General features: G+C 63.7%; 16 protein-coding genes. 14 read left to right on the top strand and 2 right to left on the bottom strand.

The genetic code is table 11. The annotated features are described in order from the left end of the window. Position 1 precedes the first annotated feature (1 nt). From L0U81_RS25060 to L0U81_RS25045, 4 genes are read left to right on the top strand one after another with little or no spacing between them, the layout of a single operon-like run. Positions 2-1,174: an acetate/propionate family kinase gene (locus tag L0U81_RS25060; protein WP_233806849.1), complete on the top strand. Its 1,173-nt coding sequence runs from the start codon at positions 2-4 to the stop codon at positions 1,172-1,174. Positions 1,175-1,223: 49 nt separating this feature from the next. Continuing rightward, positions 1,224-2,006 (top strand): enoyl-ACP reductase FabI, encoded by a 783-nt coding sequence (fabI, locus tag L0U81_RS25055; RefSeq protein ID WP_233806847.1) that lies wholly within the window; start codon positions 1,224-1,226, stop codon positions 2,004-2,006. A 13-nt stretch (positions 2,007-2,019) separates the two neighbouring features. Next, entirely contained in the window at positions 2,020-2,277 is a 258-nt protein-coding gene (locus L0U81_RS25050) for an RNA recognition motif domain-containing protein (RefSeq protein WP_233806845.1), read from the top strand. A 19-nt stretch (positions 2,278-2,296) separates the two neighbouring features. Beyond that, on the top strand, positions 2,297-3,316 hold the full coding sequence (locus L0U81_RS25045) for a hypothetical protein (protein WP_233806842.1): 1,020 nt from the start codon (positions 2,297-2,299) through the stop codon (positions 3,314-3,316). A 15-nt stretch (positions 3,317-3,331) separates the two neighbouring features. Here the strand turns inward: L0U81_RS25045 and L0U81_RS25040 are convergent, their stop codons facing one another. Continuing rightward, on the bottom strand, positions 3,332-3,919 hold the full coding sequence (locus tag L0U81_RS25040) for a hypothetical protein (protein ID WP_233806834.1): 588 nt from the start codon (positions 3,917-3,919) through the stop codon (positions 3,332-3,334). 43 nt (positions 3,920-3,962) lie between these two features. After that, positions 3,963-4,436 (bottom strand): glycine zipper family protein, encoded by a 474-nt coding sequence (locus tag L0U81_RS25035; RefSeq protein WP_233806832.1) that lies wholly within the window; start codon positions 4,434-4,436, stop codon positions 3,963-3,965. Positions 4,437-4,785: 349 nt separating this feature from the next. On the opposite strand from L0U81_RS25035, the gene L0U81_RS25030 reads away from it, so the two are divergent. The 10 genes from L0U81_RS25030 (at position 4,786) to L0U81_RS24985 (ending at position 18,225) form a co-directional block, all read left to right on the top strand. Beyond that, positions 4,786-6,273 carry a DUF3300 domain-containing protein gene (locus tag L0U81_RS25030; protein ID WP_233806829.1) on the top strand — a complete coding sequence of 496 codons (1,488 nt, stop codon included), beginning with the start codon at positions 4,786-4,788 and terminating at the stop codon, positions 6,271-6,273. A gap of 9 nt (positions 6,274-6,282) precedes the next feature. After that, positions 6,283-7,242 carry a DUF2950 domain-containing protein gene (locus tag L0U81_RS25025; RefSeq protein ID WP_233806827.1) on the top strand — a complete coding sequence of 320 codons (960 nt, stop codon included), beginning with the start codon at positions 6,283-6,285 and terminating at the stop codon, positions 7,240-7,242. A gap of 83 nt (positions 7,243-7,325) precedes the next feature. Beyond that, the gene (locus tag L0U81_RS25020; protein ID WP_233806825.1) at positions 7,326-9,077 is read left to right on the top strand and encodes a SulP family inorganic anion transporter; all 1,752 of its coding nucleotides are present in this window, start codon (positions 7,326-7,328) and stop codon (positions 9,075-9,077) included. Between the two features lie 16 nt (positions 9,078-9,093). Continuing rightward, the gene (locus L0U81_RS25015; protein ID WP_233806823.1) at positions 9,094-9,489 is read left to right on the top strand and encodes an RT0821/Lpp0805 family surface protein; all 396 of its coding nucleotides are present in this window, start codon (positions 9,094-9,096) and stop codon (positions 9,487-9,489) included. Positions 9,490-9,702: 213 nt separating this feature from the next. Then, a complete protein-coding gene (gene aspT / locus L0U81_RS25010; protein WP_233806821.1) occupies positions 9,703-11,448 on the top strand; it encodes an aspartate-alanine antiporter in 1,746 nt (581 codons plus the stop codon). Between the two features lie 81 nt (positions 11,449-11,529). Continuing rightward, a complete protein-coding gene (locus L0U81_RS25005) occupies positions 11,530-13,182 on the top strand; it encodes a bifunctional aspartate transaminase/aspartate 4-decarboxylase (protein ID WP_233806819.1) in 1,653 nt (550 codons plus the stop codon). Between the two features lie 33 nt (positions 13,183-13,215). Beyond that, entirely contained in the window at positions 13,216-14,595 is a 1,380-nt protein-coding gene (locus tag L0U81_RS25000; protein ID WP_233806817.1) for a glutamate decarboxylase, read from the top strand. A 96-nt stretch (positions 14,596-14,691) separates the two neighbouring features. After that, a complete protein-coding gene (locus L0U81_RS24995) occupies positions 14,692-15,564 on the top strand; it encodes a VOC family protein (RefSeq protein WP_233806809.1) in 873 nt (290 codons plus the stop codon). Positions 15,565-15,874: 310 nt separating this feature from the next. Then, positions 15,875-17,608 carry a pyrroloquinoline quinone-dependent dehydrogenase gene (locus tag L0U81_RS24990; protein WP_233806807.1) on the top strand — a complete coding sequence of 578 codons (1,734 nt, stop codon included), beginning with the start codon at positions 15,875-15,877 and terminating at the stop codon, positions 17,606-17,608. Continuing rightward, entirely contained in the window at positions 17,605-18,225 is a 621-nt protein-coding gene (locus tag L0U81_RS24985; protein ID WP_233806805.1) for a c-type cytochrome, read from the top strand. The genes L0U81_RS24990 and L0U81_RS24985 overlap by 4 nt, the downstream gene beginning before the upstream one ends. The last annotated feature ends 11 nt before the right edge of the window (positions 18,226-18,236 follow it).

The raw sequence follows: 18,236 nt of genomic DNA, 5'->3' as shown, positions 1-18,236 counted from the left end.
CATGGCGGATGTGATCCTCGTTCTGAACGCCGGTTCGTCAAGCCTCAAGTTCAGCGCCTTCGACGCGCAAAACGCGCAGCTCGAACTCATTCTGCGCGGCCAGATCGAAGCCCTCTACACGAGCCCGCGCTTTCGCGCGACAGATCGCGACGGCACTGCCAGTTCGTTCGAGTGGGGCGATGACTATCGCCTCGGTCATGAGGGCGCGATCGAATATCTGGGCGGCTTTCTGCGCGAGCACGGCGGCGGCCATCAGTTGATGGCGGTCGGGCATCGCGTCGTGCACGGCGGGCAGCGCTTTACCGGCCCCGTTATCGTGACCTCCGCCGTGCTTGACGAGCTGGACAGCCTGAGCCCGCTCGCGCCACTGCATCAGCCGCATAACCTGAAGCCGATCCGCATTCTCGCGCAACTGCGTCCCGACCTGACCCAGGTCGCGTGCTTCGACACCACGTTTCATCGCACCCAGACCGAGATCGCGCAGGCCTATGCGCTGCCTGCGTCGATTACCGCGCGCGGCGTGCGGCGTTACGGTTTTCACGGGCTCTCGTACGAATACATCGCGAGCGTGCTGCCGGACATCGCGCCGGCCGCGGCGGCGGGGCGTACCGTCGTCGCGCATCTGGGCAACGGCGCGAGCATGTGCGCGATGGTCGCGGGCAGGAGCGTGGCGAGCACGATGGGCTTTACGGCGGTGGACGGCCTGCCGATGGGCACGCGTTGCGGCAGCCTCGATCCCGGTGTGATGCTTTATCTGCTCGACGAGCTGAAGATGGATTCGCAGGCGATCGCGGACCTGATCTACAAAGGCTCGGGTCTGCTCGGTATGTCGGGCATCTCGGGCGACATGCGCGTGCTGCTCGACAGCGACGCCGCGCGCGCCCGCTTTGCCATCGACGTCTACACCTACCGTATCGGACGCGAACTAGGCAGTCTCGCCGCGGCGATGCAGGGTCTCGACGCGCTGGTGCTGACGGCCGGCATTGGCGAGCACGCCGTCGCGATCCGCGAGCGGATCGTGCGCGAAGCGGCGTGGCTCGGGGCCGAACTCGACGAGGCCGCCAATCGGGCGGGCGGCCCGCTGATCAGCCGCGCTTCGAGCAAGGTGCCGGTCTGGGTCGTACCCACCAATGAGGAACTGATGATCGCCCGCCATGCGCGCGCGATTGCCTAGGGTCTGTTTACAAACGGAACGCACGTGCGAATCCTGGAGGAGTTTCACCATGCCGATCGAGCAACCGCGTTTGATTCTGAAAGGAGCGAAGGCCCTCGTGACCGGCATCGCCAACGAGCATTCGATTGCCTACGGTTGCGCGAAAGCGTTTCACGAAGTTGGCGCGAGCGTGGCGCTCACCTATGCTAACGACAAGGCGAAACCCTATGTGGAGCCGATCGCCAAAGCACTCGATGCCGAGATATTCATGCCGCTCGACGTAACAGGCGAGGACGAAATGGAAGCCGTTTTCGAGCAGATCGAGAAAACGTGGGGACGGCTGGACATTCTCGTTCATGCCATTGCCTGGGCGCCGAAAGCGGATCTGCACGGCGGCTTGTTGCAATCGTCGCGCGAAGGCTTCCTGACCGCCATGGACATCTCCTGCCATTCGTTCGTGCGGATGGCGCGTCTTGCCGCGCCGCTGATGAAAGACGGCGGCACTATGCTGACGATGAGCTACTACGGCGCGGACAAGGTCGTACCGAACTACAACGTGATGGGCCCCGTCAAGGCGGCGCTCGAAGCCTGCGCGCGCTATCTGGCGTTCGAGCTGGGGCCGAAGGACATCCGCGTGCACGCGATTTCGCCGGGGCCGCTGAAGACCCGCGCCGCTTCGGGCCTGAAGGATTTCGAGCTGCTGCTCAACGAAGCGGTGCAGCGTGCACCGCTCGGCGAACTGGTCGACATCATGGACGTCGGCTATACCTGCGCGTTTCTGGCCACGTCATACGCGCGGCGGCTTTCCGGTTCGACGTTGTATGTCGACGGCGGATTGAACATCGTCGCTTAGAGGAGTAAGCATCATGGCTGAGCTCTTTCTTGGAAATGTCGAGGAAAGCGTCTCCGACGAAGAAATCGGCGAGTTCCTGATACGGTATGGCTTCCCGCGTTTCAGCTCGATCCAGCGGGTGCCCGGCACGGGTTCGCGTCCCGGCGCGGTGGTCGTCTTCGACGATGTGCCCACGGACGCACTGCGCGTTCTGCAAACGCGCGTCCATAATCTGTTCTGGAAGAACCACACGATCGTGGCGCAACTGCTGCCGGAGCACGACGAATCGTGACGGACAACGGGAGCCGGGCATGGGACTGCTGTCGCGGTGGCTGACCAAGCGCGCCGCGCCGGAAGAGAGCGACGATCCGCAGGCGAAGGCGATCGTCGAGCGGATCGTCGGGCTCTGTCCGTCGTTGCGGCTCGCGCGCAATTACGCGTCGCGCCTGCTGCCGGCCGTGCAACACACAACCGCCTATCTGGGCCGGCTCGTCGATGAAGTGCCGCCCGCGCGCGAAGCGAGCGCGGCGGCCTGGGCGACGGACCCGTATATCCACGCCTTTTTCGCCACGGCCGACGACGTGTGCCGGCCCTTTAGCCGCTCGCAGGCTCTGAACGAATTTTTCAGCGATCATCCCGCCGCTGATGAAGCCTTTGCCGTGCTCGGCATGGCGATCGACGAGCGGCATATTCTAGGTGTCGGGCAATACGGCGAGGAGACGCATACCGACATTGCGCAGACGACCATCAACTTCAGCGATCACCAGGTGCGCGTGTGCGGCGAATCCGAAGCCGCCTTGCGGCAGCAAATCGTGTTGCGGATCGTCGATCAACTGGTGCTCGAAGGCATTGGGAAAATCGAGGCCGACACCTCGCGGCAGGATGCACTGCAACGCGAACGGGCGATCCTGAACACGCGTCTGATGATTCTCGAACGGCAGGGGGCGGGCGTGCGCTCGTTGCTCGGCAGCGACGCGTCGTCGAACTACTCGGAAGTGGCCAAGCTGCAGGCGCTGATCGAGGAGAACGATCAGGCGATGGCGCAGTTGGGCCTGAAAACCGAAGCGCTGGAGCGGCATCTCGATGTGATTTGCGGCGTACTGGCAGCGCCGGATGCGCATGTCTACGTGTTGAAGAGCACGTTCAGGCTCGACTGGATGAACGTGGTCGTGGAAGAGGGGGATTCGCGGCGCGCGCACGAAGTAGAGTTTCGCCTTGCGCGTCTGCCGGCGAGTCCTGATGCGATACGGGTCTTCTCGACGGTGCGTTTCCGGCGCGCCGACTTTGCGCCCCCGGAGAGCAATCTGGCGCAAGCGCACCGCCTGATTTGACGGCGAGCCCGCCCGCTATTTGCCGGCGACCGGCTCCACGGAGATGGCCACTGCCTCGGTATAGACCACTTCCATCTGGTCGCCCTTCTTGATCAGCTTGAGCTGTTCGGGGTCCTGCACGACTACGTCCACCGAATTGCCTTGCGGGCCTTTCAGCGTGATCACGCTGCTCTGGTGATTGACGGCGGTGACGTTCGCCATGATCGTGACCTGACGTGCGGCCGCGCCGCCGGGCTTCGCGCCCGCCGGCGAGCGATCGAGCGTTGCCGTTTCGTTGGCGGTCAGCGGCGCGCTACCTTTCTTCAGCGTGATGGTCAGAGCCTGCGAATACTCGGCTTTGACCGTGTCGCCGACCCTGATCTGATCGAAGTTGCGTGCTTCCTCGCCGACCACGACCTGCACGACCTTACCCTTCGGATCCTTGAGCCAGACGGTGCGCGTTTCCGGCTCGATGCCGACGACCGTCGACGTCGTTTTGACCGTTTCCGACATGGTGACCTTGCCGGGCTCGCGCTTGACCACGACCGGCGCGTCCGTCTGAGCGAACCCCGTATTCGCGAGACACACGAGCGCCGCTGCGATGATGAGTTTGCCGACTGTCATGCTGTTCTCCTTGAAGGGTTCGAATAGATACCCGCTTGCGCGCTCAATTGACCGTGTAACCCCGGCCTGACATACACGCGGCGAATGCGCGATTGAACGTGTCCATCGAGCCCTGCGTTTGCGCCTGCGACTGTGCCGCGGCCGCGCGCCGGTTCTGTCGCGCGCGCGATCCGCCGACCATCGTGCCGGTCGCCGCGCCGATCGCCGCGCCCTTGCCGGCATCGCCCGCGATTGCGCCGATGACCGCGCCGCCGGCCGCGCCGCGCGCGGCGCCTTGCACGCGCTCGCCGCCCCCCACCGCGGGGCCGGATGGCGGGGGTGGCGCGTTGGCGACCGCAGTCGGATCGATGCCGGTATTGCTCTTTGCCCACGAATAGCAGGCGCCTTCGTCCTGCTGCTGTTGCTGCGGGCTTTGCCCTTTGGCCGGATAGGCGATCGGCCTCGATTGCGCCATGCCCTGCAGCGACAGGGACGCGGTCAACGCGGCGACAATGAAGTATTTCGTCGAACTATTCACGACAGCTCCTTGCGTGAGCACGCGCGGGTGCGAGTCACCGGCTGCCTGTTCGCTCAGGCATGAGGGCACAACCGGCACCCGTGAATGGAAGTTCTGGTGGGACCGGTTGCCGCGCGGTGGTTGCGCAGCAATGGCAGGTTCGCTTTCATCTTGGCGTTGCGGGCCTGTCACGCGCAATCGGACCAAGGTCGTATTTGCAACACCGCCCGTGGTTTCCAAACTGTAGTCATGCAATTGGTGCATGTGGTTTCCATTGCTTCGGACAACTGTCTGTCAAACATGGCGATCCGGAATTGCCGCGCGGCATGGCAATCCGGGAGGCGTTGACGAAGCGCGAGGGGAAGCATCGATGGACCGCGAATCGCGTGCTCATGCACGCATCATTCCGTTTGCAACGGCGGTCGACAGGCGGCGGCACATGCTCACGCTTTGCGACGAGCCGAGGCGCGCGCGACGTGTCAGCCGTGTGCTGAGCGCCGCGCTTCTGGCGTGCTGCGGCGCGTTCTCCATTTCGTTGTCGCTGGCACAGGCGCCGGCCGCGAACGCCCCGGCGAACGCCGCCCCGAACGCCCCCATTCCCGCGGCGACGCTCGACAAGCTCGTCGGGCCGATCGCGCTGTATCCGGACGATCTGGTCGCAATCATCCTCCCTGCCTCCACCTATCCCGTGGAAATCGTGCAGGCCGACCGCTTTCTCGATCAGTACAAGAACGACAAGTCGCTGAAGCTCAACGACGCGTGGCACGACCCGGTGAAGGCGCTGCTGAATTACCCCGACGTCGTCAAGAAGATGAGCACCGAACTCGACTGGACCATCGCTCTCGGCGAAGCCGTCGTGACCGATCAGGGCTCGGTGCTCGAAGCGATTCAGCGCTTCCGGCGGCAAACGCAGTCGGCGGGGCATCTGAAATCCGACGACAAGCAGGTCGTGGTCGTCGAGAAAGAAGTGATCAAGATCCAGCCGGCCGATCCGCAGGTCATCTACGTCCCGCAGTACAACCCGCAGACCATCGTCGTGGCCAGTGCGCCCGTGACCTACGCGTACGCGCCCACGCCGTATCCGGCCTATTACTATCCGTACGCGCCCGGCGCCGCGCTCGCGACAGGGCTGATCTGGGGCGCGGCACTTGGCGCCGCCTGGAACGGCGGACACTATGAAGCGCATTACGGAGGCGGCGGCAACAACAACATCAATATCAACCGCGAAAGAAACGTCGAGCGTGGCGACAGAAACGTCGAGCGCGGTGACAGAAACGTGGAGCGCGGCAACATCAACACGGGCGACATCAATCGTGGCGGCGGTCGCGGGCAGGGCGGGGGCACCTCCGCGTGGACCCCCGACAAGAAGCCGGGCCAGGTCAGCGGCGTCGCGGACCGCTCCGCGCGCGCGGAACGGGTCGGCGATCCACCCTCTCGCGGAGGGGGCGGGGGCGGCGGTGCTGGCGGCGGCAACTTCGGAGGTAGAGGTACCGGCGGCGCAGGCGGCGCGGGCGGCGCAGGCGCAAACTTCGCGGGCGGCGCAGGTGGCGCAGGAGGCGCGGGCGGGCAAGGGCGGCCGCAGGCGAGCCAGCGTCCGGCGGCTTCACCGAACACACGGCAAGCGGGTCCGAGCGCGGCGCAATCGCGCGGCGGCGATGCGTTCAGCGGCTACGGGTCGGCGCGCGACACGCAGGCCAACAGCGCGCGCGGCGCGGCAAGCCGTCAATCGGCCTCGACGCGCGGCGGCGGCTACTCAGGTGGCGGCGGATTTTCCGGCGGCGGCGGACGCGGCGGTGGCGGTGGCGGTGGTTTCACGCCACGGGCCGGCGGCGGCGGGCGCGGCGGCGGACGGCGATAAGGAGCAGCCATGAGTGGGCAGAGCATCACCGGAAAGCGCGCACGCGACGATTCGCGGCGACGTGTCGCGTCATCGTGCCGACTGTGCGCGATGGTGCTCGCGCTGTCGGTTCCGTTGGCCGCGTTCGCCGAAGGGCAGCGAACGTTCGCCACCCCGGAAGACGCGGTCGCTGCGCTGTCCAGCGCGCTGAAAACCGACGACGAAGCGTCACTCGTCGCGATCTTCGGCGAAAAGCACAAGAGCCTGGTGGTATCGCCGGATCAGGCGGAAAACGAGGCGAACTGGGCCACGGCGAGCAAGGAGCTCGAAGCCTATCGCGTGCTCGACGAGAGGGGGCCGGACAAGCGGATTCTGCTGGTCGGCGACGAGGCGTGGCCGATGCCGATACCGATCGTGAAAGAGGGTGGCAGCTGGCGCTTCGCCACGGAGCAGGGCGAAGAAGAGATGATCAATCGACGGATCGGCTCCAACGAGCGCGAAGCGATCAAGGTGCTGCACGCTTACATCGACGCGCAGCGTCAATACGCGTCGCGCGACCGCAACCACAACGGGCTGCTCGAATACGCGCAAAAACTGGCCAGCACGCCGGGCAAGCAGGACGGCCTCTACTGGCACACCGACGAAAACAGCGACGAGGAGGAGAGTCCGTTCGGTCCGCTCGTCGCCGCCAGTTCCGAATATCTGAAAGGCCACGCGGCGGGTGATCCTTACCGGGGCTACCAGTTCCGCATTCTGACGCGGCAAGGCAAGAGCGCGCCGGGCGGGGCGTTCAGCTATGTGATCAACGGCCACATGATCGCGGGCTTCGCGATGGTCGCTTATCCGGCGCAGTACGGCACGAGCGGCGTGATGACCTTCGTCGTCAACAACAACGGCGTGATCTACCAGAAGGACCGTGGCGAGCATGCGCCGCCCGTGACCGAGTTCAATCCGGATCACACGTGGCAGCGCGTCAAGGATCCGCTCTGAGCCGCTCCGGGTTGCGCACAAGCGCTTGCCGCACAGCGCGCCCGTGCTTCCGTCCAGTCTGCTTGCGTGCGTGAGGCACTACGTTGAACAACCCATCCCGCGTTACCGGCCTCGCGTCGTCCGCGCCGCCCGTACGCGGCTGGCGTGCCGCGTTTCCTCCCGCGCAGTGGCTGCGCAGCTATCAACCGCGATGGCTCGTGAAGGACGCGGTCGCCGGAGTGACGCTCGCGGCTTACGGCATTCCGGTATCGCTCGCGTATGCGTCGCTCGCCGGTCTGCCACCGCAATACGGCATCTACGGCTATCTGGTCGGCGGTCTCTGTTACGCGCTGTTCGGCTCGTCACGCCAGCTCGCGATCGGCCCGACCTCGGCGATCTCGATGCTCATCGGCGTGACGGTCGCGCCGATGGCCGGCGGCGACCCGGCGCGCTGGGCTTCGATCGCGGCGCTCACGGCCGTGTTGATCGCCTGCATGTGTGTGATCGGCTGGCTGCTGCGGTTGAGTTCGCTCGTCAGCTTCATCAGCGAGACGATCCTGCTCGGCTTCAAGGCGGGCGCCGCACTGACGATCGCGATGACCCAGTTGCCGAAGCTGTTCGGCGTGAAAGGCGGCGGCGAGTTTTTCTTCGAACGGATTGCCGTGCTGTGGGGGCAGATTCCGCTCACCAACGTCAGCGTGCTCGGGTTCGGCCTCGTTTGCATCGCATTGCTGCTGCTCGGCGAAAAGTTTCTGCCGGGGCGTCCGGTGGCGCTCGTCGTCGTTGCCGCTTCGATCGTCGTGTTGTCGGTCACGCCGCTGGCGAGTCGCGGATTCACGCTCGTGGGCGCGCTGCCTCAGGGCTTGCCTGAATTCCGTCTACCGGGGCTGCGGCTGCGCGATGTCGACGGCATCGTCCCGCTCGCGTTCGCGTGCCTGTTGCTGGCCTATGTCGAAAGCGTTTCGGCCGCGCGCGCACTCGCGCAGGTGCACGGCTACGAGATCGACGCTCGCCAGGAATTGCTGGGTCTCGGAGCGGCCAATCTGGCCGCGGGATTGTTCCAGGCCTTCCCGGTCGCGGGCGGGCTTTCGCAATCGACTGTGAACGACAAGGCCGGCGCGAAAAGCGCGCTTGCGCTGGTATTCGCATCGGTCGCGATCGGCTTCTGTCTGATGTTCCTCACCGGGCTGCTCGCAAATCTGCCGAACGTCGTGCTGGCAGCGATCGTGCTCGTGGCCGTGAAGGGCCTCGTCGATGTCGGCGAATTGCGTCATGTGTGGCGCGTGAGCCGCTTCGAATTCGCGATTTCGATGGTGGCGTTCGCGGCGGTGCTGTTGTTGGGCATCCTGAACGGCGTCATCGTCGCGGTGCTCGTGTCGATGCTGCTGATCATTCGTCGCGCCGCGCATCCGCATGTCGCGATGCTGGGGCGTATTCCCGGCACACAGTATTTCTCGGATCTCGAACGTCATGGCGAAAACGAGACGATTGCGCAGGTTCTGGCGGTGCGTGTCGAAGCGTCGCTGCTGTACTTCAACGTTGAGCATGTGCGCGAGACGATCTGGCGAATGATCGACGCCGCGCCCGAGCCGGTCCGGCTCGTGATCTGCGATCTGTCCGCGTCACCGGTCGTCGATCTGGCGGGCGCGCGCATGCTCAGGGCGCTGCAGGGGGCGCTTCAGGCAGCGGGCGCCGCGATGAAGGTCGTCGGCGCCCACGCGGAGGTGCGCGACATGCTGCGCGCCGAGGGACTCGAAATTCGTGTCGGCCACATCGGCCGGCGCAGTTCGGTCGCGGACCTCGTCGACGCGTTCCAGCAAAACAGCGATCTCGCGGACGGCGCGGACCGCAGTTGATATCGAGGAGATACCCATGTCACGTCAATTTCATCCCGGCGCGTGCGCATTCACGCGGTGGCTCGCGGCGGCGCTGCTCACAGGTCCCGTTCTGTGTCATGCCACGAACCTGAACTTCCTGAAAGACACGCCCATCACGTACATGCGTGACGCTGACCGTAAAGCGCTCAACAATGCGGCGCAAAAGGCACTCGATACCAAACAGGATGGCGAATCGCTCGACTGGAGCAATGCGGGCACCGGCAACCCTGTTTCGATCACGGGCACGGTGACGCCGCAGAGTACGACGAAGGACGGCGATCGAACCTGCCGGACCGTGACGCTCGTCGCGGTCGCGAAAGGACAGACCCAAAGCTGGATGCCGGTCGCCTGCAAAACGGGTAATGGGCTGTGGAAGGTTCTCAAGAAATAGGGAGGCACGCATCAATCAGCGCGCTGATCAGACGCCGTTTCGTGAGACCAAGGTCGTATTGTTATGCCGCCCCGGAAGAACCATTGTATGCACCGGAATGGAGCGATTCTGAAGGTCGGCTGACCTCTGGAAACAACCCGGCAGCCGCTACCCATTTACAACAGGCCCGCTCTCACATCGGTGCCGACGGGCGAACCGCAGACGAGGACGACCATGGAATGGCTCGTTACTACCTTACGACAATATCCCGAGATCGCGATATTCCTGTCGCTCGGCATCGGCTATTGGATCGGCGGCAAAAGCTACAAGGGTTTTAGTCTCGGTGCTGTCACCTCGACGCTGCTAGTCGCCATTGCAATCGGACAGCTGCACATCACCGTGTCGCCGAACGTCAAATCGGTGTTCTTTCTGATCTTCCTGTTCGCGGTGGGCTATGGCGTCGGACCACAGTTCGTGCGCGGCCTCGCGAAAGACGGCTTGCCGCAGGCGCTGTTCGCCGCCGTGCAGGCCGTGCTGTCTCTGGGCGCGACGATTGTCGCGGCGAAGATAGCGGGCTACGACCTGGGTTCCGCGGCTGGGCTCTTTGCCGGATCGCAGACGATCTCGGCTTCGATGGGGCTCGCGACGGACGCGATCAACCGGCTGTCGCTACCAGCAGACGAGACTAAAGCGCTGCTCAATGCGATGCCGACCGCGTACGCGGTCACCTACATATTCGGCACAGTCGGCTCCGCGGTGATTCTTGCGACGCTCGGACCGAGGCTGCTGCGCATCGACCTCGTGGCGGCCTGCAAGGAATACGAGGCGACGATGGGCGGCACGAAGGAAATGGGCGGCGAGGGCCAGGCGTGGCACCGCTACGAGCTGCGCGCCTACCGCGTTCTCGCGGATAGCCCGGCTTGCGGCCAGATGGTGAGCCAGGTCGAAGCATTGCAGCCGCAGAACACGCGCCTCTTTGTCGAACGGATCAGACGCGGCGGCAAGGTCGAAGAGGCGAAGCTCGACATGGTGCTGCAAGCCGACGATGTCGTTGCGATAGCGGGCCCGCGTGACCAGTTGGTCTCGGTGCTCGGGGCCGGCACCGGGACAGGCGATGACGGCGGCGATCACTCGGTCGCGGTGCGCCGCGCACGCGCGCTCGAAGTAGACGACCCCGAACTGCTCGCCGTACCCGCCGAGGGCGTGGACGTCTACGTGACGAGCAAGGTGGTGGATGGCAAGACATTGACGGAGCTTGCGGGCATGCCGCTCGCACGCGGCGTGTTTCTGCGCAGGATCAAGCGCGGGCCCACCGAAACGCAGATCCCGATTCTGCCGAACACGAAGCTGCATCGCGGCGACACCATCACGATCGTCGGGCGCACACAGGACACGAGTGCCGCCGCCAAAGTGCTCGGCGTGATCGACCGCGCGACCAATGTGACCGACGTCGCGTTCATGTCGCTCGCGATCACGGTCGGCGCGCTGGTGGGCGCGATCGTGATCAAGGCCGCGGGCGTTCCGATCACGCTGTCGACGGCCGGCGGCGCGTTGATCGCCGGTCTCGTGTTCGGCTGGCTGCGCGCCATTCATCCGACCTTCGGCCGGATTCCCGAGCCGACCGTGTGGTTCATGAATTCAGTGGGCCTCAATGTGTTCATTGCCGTGATCGGGCTGACGGCGGGGCCCGGCTTCGTCTCAGGCTTGCAGCACCTTGGCGTCGGCCTGTTTCTGTGGGGCATCTTCGCCACCACGGTGCCGCTGATCCTCGGCATGTTCATCGCACGCTTCATCTTCCACTTTCATCCGGCCATCCTGCTCGGCGTATGCGCCGGTTCGAGAACGACGACCGCGGCGCTCGGCATGGTCTGCGATGCCGCGCAAAGCCAGATCCCAGGGCTCGGCTATACGGTGACCTATGCGGTGGGCAATACGCTGCTGACGATCTGGGGCATGGTCGTCGTGATGATTCTGGCTTGACCCGGGGCGTCGCTGCCGGCGATGCCGTATCGGAGCACTGCGCGTGGAACACCGTGCGCACGACATGGTTCAGGAGGAAACATGAGCAAGCGGGACAAGCAGGACGCCGACAAAGCGAAGCTGGCGGCACTCAGTCCGTTCGAACTGAAAGACGAGTTGATCAAGGCGGCGGGAGGCGGTGCGGTCGAGCGGCCCGCGAACCTCGCGATGCTCAACGCCGGGCGCGGCAATCCCAACTTCGTCGCGACGATCCCGCGCCACGGGTTCTGGCAACTCGGCCTCTTTGCGATGCGCGAGTCCGAGCGGTCGTTTGCCTATATGCCCGAAGGCGTCGGCGGTTTCCCGAGGCGCGACGGGCTCGTCGAGCGCTTCGACCTGTTCGTGCGTGAGAACAAGGGCGTGCCGGGCATCGACTTTCTCGCGAGCGCAGTCTCGTACGTACGCGATCAGCTCGGACTGTCCGCGAACGACTTCCTGTACGAAATGTGCGAGGGCATTCTCGCGTCGAACTATCCGGTGCCCGACCGGATGCTGAAGCTCTCCGAGATCATCGTCGGCCAGTATCTGCGACGCGAGATGATCGGCAAGCATCCGTTCCTCGGCGAGTTCGACATCTTCGCGGTCGAAGGCGGCACTGCCGCGATGACCTACATCTTCAATACGATGCGGCAGAATCATCTGATCAAGGCAGGCGACACGATTGCGCTCGGCATGCCGATCTTTACGCCCTACATCGAGATCCCGGCGCTGAACGACTACCAGCTCAAAGTCGTCGCGGTGAACGCCCATGTCGAAGATGACTGGCAGTACTCGAAGAAGGAACTCGACAAGCTGCGCGATCCGAAAGTGAAGGCGTTCTTCCTCGTGAATCCGAGCAATCCGCCCTCGGTGCGGATCAGTGACGAGAGCCTGCAGTATGTCGCCGAGATCGTGAAGGAACGGCCCGATTTGATCCTGCTGACCGACGACGTGTATGGCACGTTTGCCGACGGGTTCGTGTCGCTGTTCGCGCTCGCGCCGAAGAACACCATCCTCGTGTATTCGTATTCGAAGTACTTCGGCGCGACCGGCTGGCGTCTCGGCGCGATCGCCACGCACCGCGACAATATCTTCGATCGGCTGATCGGCGAGTTGCCGAAGGACGTGAAGACAGAACTGCACCACCGCTACGAGTCGATCACGACCGAGCCCGACAAGCTGAAGTTCATCGACCGGCTCGTGGCCGATAGCCGCACGGTCGCGCTGAATCACACGGCAGGACTCTCGACGCCGCAGCAGGTGCAGATGGTGCTGTTCTCGCTGTTCTCGCTGATGGACACGCCCGACGCGTACAAGAATGCGCTGAAGCGTCTGATTCGCAGCCGTAAGCGCGCGCTGTACGACGGGATTGGCGTTACCTTCGACGACGTCGACATCAACCAGGTCGACTACTACACGATTCTCGACATGGAGTATCTCGGCGAGCGCGCTTACGGACGCGAGTTCGTCGAATGGCTGCTGAAAAATACCGAGCCGTCCGAGTTGCTGTTCAGACTCGCGCGGGAAGCGCGCGTGGTCTTGCTGCCGGGACGCGGCTTCGGCACGCAGCACCCGTCCGGCCGCGTGTCGCTTGCGAATCTGAACGAGGCCGATTACCGCAAGATCGGCCAGGCGATCCGCGCTTTGCTCAGCGATTACGTCGACCGCTACAACGCGGCGACCGGCAGCACCCTCGACAGGAGCAAGGTCCTGTAGATATCGAATCGGAGTCAGATTGAGGAGCAGAAGATGACGACGTCAATCGAAAAGATCACACCGTATGATGAGTTTAACTACGCGATTCCAGAAGACGAATTCCCCAGGGACGGCATGTCCGCGCGCGCGGCGGCGGCCATCGCCATCAGCTCGGAATGGACCGATGCGAACCCGATGCTGAACATGTCGTCGTTCGTCACGACGTGGGCCGAACCCGAAGCGGCGGAGACCGCGAAGCGCAACATCTTCAAGAACTATATCGACCATGACATGTACCCGCAGGCGTTCGCGATGGAAACGCGCATGGTCAAATGGCTGCATGAACTATGGAATGGGCCCAAGGGGGTCGAGCCGTACGGCACCGCGACCGTGGGTTCGTCGGAGGCCTGCATGCTGGCCGGTCTCGCGCACAAATGGAACTGGCGCAAGAGCAGGCAAGCGCAAGGCAAGGACGGCAGCAAGCCGAACATGGTCACGGGCGGCAACGTGCAGATCGTGTGGAAGAAATTCCTTCGCTACTTCGATGTCGAACCGCGCATCGTGCCGTTGACGCCAGGCAACTACCGGTTGACGGCCGAACATCTCGACAAGTACGTGGATGAAAACACGATCGCCGTCGTCGCCATCGCGGGGCAAACCTTCACCGGCGAGGACGACGATATCCAGGGCATTCACGACTGGCTCGACGACTACGAGAAGCGCACCGGCATTTCGATTCCGATGCATATCGACGGCGCGTCGGGCGGATTCGTCAATCCGTTCCTTTATCCCGACTACAAATGGGATTTCCGGCTGCCCCGCGTGCAGTCCATCAACGCATCGGGGCACAAATACGGGCTCGTGCCGCCGGGTCTCGGCTGGGTCGTGTTTCGCGAACGCAAGGTGTTCAATGAAGAGCTGGTTTTCTACGTGAACTATCTGGGCGGCGAAATGCCGACTGCGACGTTGAACTTCAGCCGCAATGCCTTCCAGGTGGCCGTGCAGTACTACATGTTCCTCAGGCACGGCTTCGAAGGCTATCGGAGGATCATGCAGCACACGCTCGATAACGCGATCGCGTTGCGGGCCGTTCTCGTCGAAAGCGGGTACTTCACGATGATGAACGAATCGCAGCGGATTCCGGTCGTGGCCGTGACGCTCGACAGCAAGATCAAAAACTTCAACGAGTTCGACGTCTCGAACAAGGTACGCGAAAAAGGCTGGGTGCTCTCGGCCTATTCGATGCCGCCCAACGCGGAATCGGTCAACAGCCTGCGGGTCGTGGTGAGGCCGCACGTGAACCGCACCGTGGCGGAACTGCTTGCCAACGATATCGTCAATGCGTGCAAATACCTCGAACAACATGGCGGCAACGCGACACCGCCCGAGTTGCACAAGCATCCAGCGGCGCAGGAGACGCCAACCAAATGCTGAGAGGCGCGGGCGGCGCTGGAGCGCCGCCCGCGAACTGTTTGCCCTGTTGATGCATAATTTGTCGAGCGTTTCGCGGCTCATGCACAAGGCAAACACATGGAACACTCTTACGCTAACGACGATACCGGCAACCTGATCCTGCTCGAGCACGTCAACCTGAAGATTCCCAACCAGATTCTCGCAACCGCCTTCTACGTCACCGGCCTTGGGCTCACGCGCGATCCGTTCGTGATGACCGGTGTCGACAACATGTGGATCAACATCGGTCGATCGCAGATTCACTTGCCGCACGGGGCAGCGCAACGTTTGCGCGGCAGTGTCGGTCTCGTGGTCGGCGATCTCGAAGCACTCGTGGCGCGTCTGCGCGCGGTCGAGCCACTGCTCGCCGGCACCGGGTTCGGATGGACGGAGCGCGCCGGCAGCATCGAAGTGACCTGTCCGTGGGGCAACCGCTACGAGTGTCTCGATCCGTCCAGCCGATCCGCGTCGGCTCCCTGGTCGGAAATCGATCTCGGCATCGCGTTCGTGAAGATGGACGTACCGGTCGGCAGCGCGTTGCCGATCGCGCGCTTTTACCGCGATATGTTCGATGCGACCGTCGATATCGAAGAGCAGCATGGATTGCATCGCGCGGTGATCGACGTCGGCACGCATCAGCAGCTGCTGTACGCGGAAACGACCGAGCCGATTCCTGAATACGACGGGCACCACATTGCCATTTACACCGCTGCTTTTTCGGGGCCGTACGAGCGCCTTGACGCAAAAGGCCTCGTATACGGAGAAGAACCACACCAATACCGGTTTGCCGACCTCCTCGATCTGTCTTCCGGGGAGCGTTGCTTCAGGCTCGAACACGAAGTGCGAAGCCTGCATCATCCGCTCTACGCGCGAGCGCTGGTGAACCGGAATCCGGAACAGACCAACCGGAACTATCTGAAAGGTGCCGATTCGCGAGGCGGCCGTTTCTGATCGGCGCAATGCGCGGCGGGGAGTGGGGCGCGAGCCCACGCGCATTCCCACTCCTGAAAGATTTAATCTAGAAAATCCACATCCCATCGCCTACCCTTAATCGAGCCGGTTTTCCGCGGACTCGTGCATCACTTCTCTCCGCTCTGCGAAGCCGACCCGTCCTGACAAAGCTGACAACGATTCGAAGTCGTACGCTTTTGCCGTCTGCGAGGGTTGCGCCATCGTGCTTTTTCACGCTGTCGTCCGCGTGGATCAATGCCGCACTCCTGCGCTGCAATTCATAGGAACAATAAAAAGCAAGGAGACGCTCATGTCATTCAACCGTATTCAAGGAATGGTCGGCCTGCCACTGCTCGCCATTGCCTTCGGCTTGCCGGTGGCCCACGCCGCCGACGAAGTGCAGAACACCTCGACCACCACCGCCGCGGCGATGCCCGCGAGGCTTCAGCCCGTGAGCCAGGATCAGCTCGATCGCGCCGGCGGCACGACGACAGCCTGGCTGCATCCGAACGGGTCGTACGCGCAGACGCGCTTTTATCCCGGCTCGCAGATCAACAGGACCAACGTCGCGAAGCTCAGGCCGGCGTTCATCTTCCAGACCGCCGTCGACGAGTCGATGGAAACGGCGCCGATTGTGCAGGACGGCGTGATGTTCCTGACCACGTCGTTCAATCACGTGTACGCGATCGACGCGACGACGGGCAAGGAGTTCTGGCATTACAAGCACAAGATGGGTCCGGTCACGACGTTCTGTTGCGGGCCCAACAATCGCGGCGTCGCGATCTCGGGCGACCGGCTCTATATGGGCACGCTCGACTCCAAGCTCGTCGCGCTCGACGCCAAAACCGGCAACGTGCTGTGGCAAAGCCAGATCGCCAATCCCGACGAGGGCTACTCGGAAACGATGGCGCCCACGGTCGTCGACGGCAAGGTGCTGATCGGCACGAACGGCGGCGAGTACGGCATTCGCGGTTTCGTGAAGGCGTATGACGCGAATTCCGGCCAGTTGCTGTGGACCTTCTACACGATTCCGGATAGCGGCCAGGAAGGCGTGTGGGCCACCAAAGACGCGACCGGCCGCGACGAGAAGCGCGACATCGCCGCGGAGAAGAAGCAGCTGGCCGACAAGGGCGGCGACTTCTACAAGACGCTCGGCGGCGGCGTCTGGATGACCCCTGCGGTCGACCGGAAGACGAATACGGTGTACTTCGTGGTCGGCAATCCGTCACCGGACCTGTACGGCGCGGTCCGGCCGGGAGACAACCTCTATACGGACTCGCTCGTCGCGATCGATCTCGACAGCGGCAAGTACAAATGGCACTACCAGTACGTGCCGCACGACGTCTGGGATCTCGACGCGGTGAGCCCGCCGGTCCTGATCGACGTGCGCGACAACGACGGCAAGATGATCCCCGGCATCGTCCATGCAGGCAAGACCGGTCACGTCTATGTGCATGATCGCGCGACCGGCCGTCTGATCCGCTTCTCGCAGGCGATGATTCCGCAGGAAAACATGTGGACCTTGCCAACCGCGGCCGGCGCGCGGATGCTGCCGGGCGCGAACGGCGGCGTCGAGTGGTCGCCGATCGCGTTCGATCCGCAAACGCGCCTCGTCTACGCGGCCAACCTGCATCAGCCGATGACGTATCAGGTCGAGGACGCCGCCTATCCGGGCGGCAGCAAACTGTGGCTCGGCGGCGCGTTCAAGAACATCCCGGGCGAGGAGCAATGGGGCAAGCTGTCGGCGGTGAACGTCGACACCGGCAAGGTCGCGTGGGACTACAAGACCGACCAGCCGCTGATCGGCGGCGTGCTCGCGACGGCGGGCGGTCTCGTGTTCAACGGCGAAGGCAACGGCCTGTTCCGCGCGTTCGATGCCGCCACCGGCAAGAAGCTGTGGGAGTACCAATGCGGCGCGGGTGTCAACGCACCGGCTGTGTCGTATACGGTGAACGGCAAGCAGTACATCGCGGTCGCGGCGGGCGGCAACACCCAGCTCGACTTCAAGCGCGGCAATAGCGTTGTCGTGTTCGCGGTGCCATGAGGCGGCCGGCGCTGCGGGGAGCGCCGGGGGTGGTGCGCGCTGCATGGGTGGCACTGCTGTGCGGCGGGTTGATCGCCGCATGGCTGCCGTCGGGTGCGCGCGCCGACGCCGAGGCGGGTAAGGTGAAAGCGCAGGTGTGCGTGGCCTGTCATGGGCCGATGGGGAATTCGGCCAACCCGGACTATCCGATTCTGGCCGGGCAAAACGCACGCTATCTATATCTGGAACTGAAGGACTTCAAGCAGGGACGGCGCGGCCATCCGCCCATGTCGCCGATGGCCGAGAACCTGTCGAGCGAGGACATGCAGGACCTCGCCGACTACTTCGCCGCGCAGACGCTCGTGCCGGTGCGGATCAAAGCGGATGGCGCGAGCATCGACGCAGGCCGCAAGAAGGCCGCCGAGGTGCTGTGCACGATGTGCCACCAGGGCGGCTTTTCCGGGCAGAACGAGATTCCGCGCGTTGCGGGTCAGCAGTATCAGTACATCGTCAAGCAGTTGCAGGACTTTCGCTCGCACACGCGTACTAACGATGCGGGCAACATGGCCAGCGTGACGCGCAATCTGACCGACGATGACATCCATCATCTGGCCGCCTATATCAACAATCTGCAGTAGCACGGGGACGA

Origin of the sequence: Paraburkholderia sp. HP33-1, from assembly GCF_021390595.1 — a bacterium.
Lineage (GTDB): Bacteria > Pseudomonadota > Gammaproteobacteria > Burkholderiales > Burkholderiaceae > Paraburkholderia.
Note: the sequence above shows the minus strand (reverse complement) of the source record. Positions and strands in the feature narration are given on the sequence as shown.